This window comes from Corallococcus aberystwythensis, from assembly GCF_003612165.1.
GTDB lineage: Bacteria > Myxococcota > Myxococcia > Myxococcales > Myxococcaceae > Corallococcus > Corallococcus aberystwythensis.
Genome location: NZ_RAWK01000461.1, coordinates 1 through 3,871 on the forward strand (window position 1 = coordinate 1; position 3,871 = coordinate 3,871).

Genomic DNA, 3,871 nt, shown 5'->3' on the forward strand with positions numbered 1-3,871 from the left:
AACCCACCCTCCCCCGCCGCGCGGTGGTGCGTGGGCTGAGCTACCTGCAGGGTTCGGGTGGCAAGGACTGGCTCGTCCTGGAGGGCAGTGCGGAGGGTGAAATGTGGCAATCCCTGGCACGCGTCCCGCTGCGGGACCTGACCCGGCTGGAGCGCGACCTGCTCGACTTCCGGTTCGGTAACTACGTCGAGCCGCCCGGCGGAGACTCCCCCTACGGTGACGGGCCGCTTCCCCTGGGTATCCAGGAGCCGGTCTTCCAGGACGTCCCCCTCACCCCCACGGAGCCCGTGCGTTTCGTGCGGCTCTCCGTGGAATCCCTTATCTACGACAACAGCAGCCCACCTGCTGAGTTCCGCGGCCTCTCCGAGCTGTCCATCTTTGAATAGTCTTTGGAGGCGTCAATCCAACCCACGGAGATTGCTTCCGTGGGGTGAAGCCCGGAGTCCGGCTCAACCAAATAAATCAAGAAAGAAAGGGCGAACCGTTCTTCTCATGCAGCACCGCTCATTCGTGCCCGAGGGGGGCCCCGATGATTGCGCTGACCTGGACGTATGGGCAGCTCCTCAAGGGATTGACGGAGCGGGTGCGCCGGGTGCTGCTGGTGCAGGTGCTCATCCTCGCGCCGAGCTTCGGGGTGCTGGAGCTGAACCCATCGAGCCCTTCGCACCAGGGGCTTTCGCTGACACGTCTGGCGTTGTGGGGCTGCACCGTAGGGCTGTTGTGGGCCCTGTACCGGTATGCCTTCGGACGCTCGCGGGTGGCGTCGTGGCAGCGTCTGCTGTGGGTGACGGCGCTGTGCTGGCTGGGGCAGTGGATGGGCGGCTTCGTCGCATTGGAGGCGCTGCCGCGCTCGCTCCAGCAGTGGTCCACGGCGCGGTGGATCCACGTGGGCTTGAACGTGCTGTTCTTCTGGGCGGCGACCGCGCTGCTCTACCGGCTGGCCGCGCCCGTGCCGGAGCCTGAAGCCGTTCCCGCCGCGCCCACCGGGCCCACCGGGCCCGAGGCCGCGTCCGCCAAGAAGGACTTCACGCGCGCGGAGCGTCCAGCGGGAGCCTGAGCCTCGCGCGGCAGCCCCGGCCGCCGGTGCGGTTCTCCAGGCGCAGGCTGCCTCCGTGCGCTTCGGCGATCTGCCGGCTGAGCGCCAGGCCAATGCCATTGCCTTGCGGCTTGGTGGTGAAGAAGGGCACGAAGAGGTTCGCGGTGTCGGCGAGGCCGGGGCCTTCGTCCTCCACCCAGACCTCCACGGCGCCGGGCGTGTGCACCGCCCAGGAAACCCAGACACCGCCCGTGCCCCCGTCCGACAGGACCGCGTCCACGGCGTTGCGCACCAGGTTGATGAGCACCTGCTCCAGCTGATCTCCATCACCGGACACGGTGAGGACAGGGCCGGGGCGTACGGCGACGGGGCGGCGCGGCTCCAGGGCCACCACGCGCCGCACCCAGGGCTCCACTTCGACGGGCCCCAGGGTGGGCGGAGGCAGGCGCGCGAGCCTCGCGTGGGCGGACATGAAGCGGGACAGGGCTTCCGCGCGGCGGGCGATGATGCCCAGGCCGTGACGGGTGTCCTCCTCCCAGTCCGCGGGGCGCGGCACCTGGGCGACGGTGTCCCGGAGCGCGTCCGCGATGGACTGGATGGGGGTGAGCGAGTTGTTGATTTCGTGGCTGAGCACGCGGACCAGCCGGCGCCAGGCTTCGCGTTCTTCCTCTCGCAATGCCAGACGCAGGTCGGTGAGCACGACCAGCTTGTGGGGCTGGCCGCCCTCGCGGAAGGTGCCTCGCCACAGCTCGTAGGGGCCGCCGTCCTGTTGCGCGAAGACGCGCGTGAGGCGGCGGGGGGCGGGGCCTTCCAGGAGCTCGCCCCAGCCCAGCGCTTCCGCGCCCTGGCCCAGGAGCTGCGCGCGCGGCAGGCCCACGAGCCGGGCACCCGCGCGGTTCACCAGCTTGAGGGTGCCGGTGGCGTCGAAGGCGAGCACCGCGACGTCGATGGCTTCCATCACCTGGCCCAGCAGCGCGCCGGCTTCCATCGCGCCCAGGCGCTGTTCGCGCAGGGTGTCGCCCAGGGCGTTGACCTCCAGCAGCACCTCCCCCAGCGGGTCGCCCGCGCGTCCGCCCCGGCCGCGCACGGAGTAGTCCCCTTCACGCAGGGCGGCCAGCAGGCCCGCGACGGTGTGCAGGGGCCGCACGACGCGCTCACGCAGCGCCAGGCAGGCTCCGGCGTGGACGCTGACCACGAGGACGGACAGCGTCCAACGCACCTTCGCGGTGAAGTCCCCCGTCCACAGCAGCGCGAGCGATACGAGGACCGCGGGCAGTCCCGCGAGGACCGCGAGCCACATCACGCGCAGGTCGTGGGGCACGGGCGGCTTCCATTCCCTCTCGTGCGCCGTGACGCGCGGATCGTGGGGCACCGGTCCTTGCTGTTCTTCCGCGTGCGCCGGAACGCTCGGGTCTCGCGGCGCCGGGGGCCCGCGGCTCACCGTGCGCCCTTGATGCCGTAGTACTGGAGCCTGCGGTAGAGCGCGCTGCGCGACAGCCCCAGCGCCTTCGCGGCTTCGCTCACGTTGCCGTCGTGCCGGCCGAGGGCTCGCTCGATGAGGTAGCGCTCCACCTCCTCCAGCGTCATCTCCTCCAGGCGCGTGCTCCCTCCGCCCGGAGGGCTCATCCGCTTGAGCAGCAGGTCCTCCGCCTCCACCCGGTCCCCCACCGCCATCAGCAGCGCGCGCTCCACCGCGTGCTCCAGCTCGCGCACGTTGCCCGGCCAGGGGTACGCGATGAGCGCCTCCATCGCTCCCGGCGCCAGGTGGATGCCGGGACGGCCGTAGCGCTGGCCCTGCGCCGCCAGGAAGTGCGCCGCGAGCAACGGGATGTCCTCGCGCCGCTCCCTCAACGGTGGCAGCTGCACCTCCACCGTGTTGAGCCGGTAGAGCAGGTCCTCGCGGAAGCGTCCCTCCACCACCGCCCGGCCCAGGTCCACGTTCGTCGCGCTCACCACGCGCACGTCCACGCGCCGCGTCCGCGACGAGCCCACCGGATGCAGCTCCCCCGTCTGGAGCACCCGCAGCAGCTTCGCCTGCTGCGCGAGCGGCATGTTCCCAATCTCATCCAGGAAGAGCGTGCCGCCGTCCGCCAGCTCGAAGCAGCCGATGCGGTCCGCCTTCGCATCCGTGAAGGCGCCCTTCACGTGACCGAAGAGCTCGCTCTCGAAGACACCCTCGGACAGGCCGCCGGAGTTCACCGCGACGAAGGGCCGGTCCGCGCGCGGGCTCGCCGCATGGAGCAGCCGCGCCACCACCTCCTTGCCCGTGCCGTGCTCGCCCGTCACCAGCACCGGCGCCGCGGACGGCGCCACCCGCTCGATGAGCCTGCGCACCGGCAGCATCGCCCGCGACTCGCCCACCAGCGGTGAGCGGCCGCCCTGCTCGCGGCGCAGGTGCTGGTTCTCCTCCTCCAGCCGCCGGCTGCGCCGCACCGCCCGGGACCACTCCAGCTGCGTGCGCAGCGTGGCCAGAAGGCGCGTGTTGTCCCAGGGCTTCTGCACGTAGTCGCGCGCGCCCAGGCGCATGGCCTCCACCGCGCCCTCCACGCTGCCCCACGCCGTCATCACCACCACGGGCAGCAGCGCATCCCGCGCCCGCAGCTCGCCCAGGAGGTCCAGGCCTTCCCGTCCGGAGGTGGTGTCGCGCGCGTAGTTCAGGTCCATCAACACCAGGTCCACGTCCTCCGCGTCCAGCGTGGCCTTCACGCCCGCGGGGGACTGCGCGCTCACCACCGTGTAGCCGTCGCGCTTGAGCAGGAGCCGCAACGCCTCCAGCCTGGCTCTTATACACATCTCCGAGCCCACGAGACATGCGCAGAACTCGTATGCCGTCTT

3 protein-coding genes and 1 pseudogene are annotated in these 3,871 nt (G+C 71.3%); 2 read left to right on the forward strand and 2 right to left on the reverse strand.

Translation table 11 applies throughout. From position 1 onward, the window contains the following. Both D7W81_RS40245 and D7W81_RS40250 read left to right on the forward strand, forming a co-directional pair. A pseudogene (locus D7W81_RS40245) lies at positions 1-386 on the forward strand (hypothetical protein); the annotation flags it as partial. A 143-nt stretch (positions 387-529) separates the two neighbouring features. Beyond that, positions 530-1,057 carry a hypothetical protein gene (locus D7W81_RS40250; protein ID WP_120560614.1) on the forward strand — a complete coding sequence of 176 codons (528 nt, stop codon included), beginning with the start codon at positions 530-532 and terminating at the stop codon, positions 1,055-1,057. Here D7W81_RS40250 and D7W81_RS40255 read toward each other — a convergent pair. Together D7W81_RS40255 and D7W81_RS40260 are read right to left on the reverse strand one after the other, a co-directional pair. Continuing rightward, positions 1,026-2,357: a sensor histidine kinase gene (locus D7W81_RS40255; protein ID WP_244227771.1), complete on the reverse strand. Its 1,332-nt coding sequence runs from the start codon at positions 2,355-2,357 to the stop codon at positions 1,026-1,028. The two genes, D7W81_RS40250 and D7W81_RS40255, sit on opposite strands and share 32 nt — an antisense overlap. A 116-nt stretch (positions 2,358-2,473) precedes the next feature. Beyond that, positions 2,474-3,829 carry a sigma-54-dependent transcriptional regulator gene (locus tag D7W81_RS40260; RefSeq protein WP_120560616.1) on the reverse strand — a complete coding sequence of 452 codons (1,356 nt, stop codon included), beginning with the start codon at positions 3,827-3,829 and terminating at the stop codon, positions 2,474-2,476. Positions 3,830-3,871: the final 42 nt, after the last annotated feature.